The sequence below is a fragment of the Methylobacterium nigriterrae genome, from assembly GCF_037106235.1.
Classification (GTDB): Bacteria; Pseudomonadota; Alphaproteobacteria; order Rhizobiales; family Beijerinckiaceae; genus Methylobacterium; species Methylobacterium nigriterrae.
In genome coordinates this window covers 1-269 of record NZ_JBAWTG010000891.1, presented here as the reverse complement: position 1 = coordinate 269, position 269 = coordinate 1, and the positions used below count along the sequence as shown (strand labels likewise).

The following is a 269-nucleotide window of genomic DNA, read 5'->3' as shown; positions in this document are numbered from 1 at the left end:
GTTATTTGTTTCCAGGAACATGGTGTCCATGAGACAGCCTGTGAAGAATGCCACACGCTTCTGCAATGGCGCGATGGAAGGCAGGAACTCCGGCCGGTTTTTCATTTCCTTCACCATCGGCACCTGCGGCAGCACACGCTCCATGGTCACCAGCGTATCCGGGAACAGGTTCATCACGCCGATGGAGCGCGCGACCTTCTGCAAACCGGAGCGTTGGTAGAAGCCGAGCAGGCCGGTCATGGTGCGCATGCGGTTTTGGTGCGGGAACA

At 58.0% G+C, this 269-nt stretch carries 1 protein-coding gene; it reads right to left on the bottom strand.

Annotation, left to right across the window (positions count from 1 at the left end; translation table 11 throughout):
* Nucleotides 1–269, bottom strand: a 269-nt coding sequence (locus WDW90_RS39575; RefSeq protein ID WP_488803339.1) for a hypothetical protein, incomplete at both ends; no start/stop codon positions are given.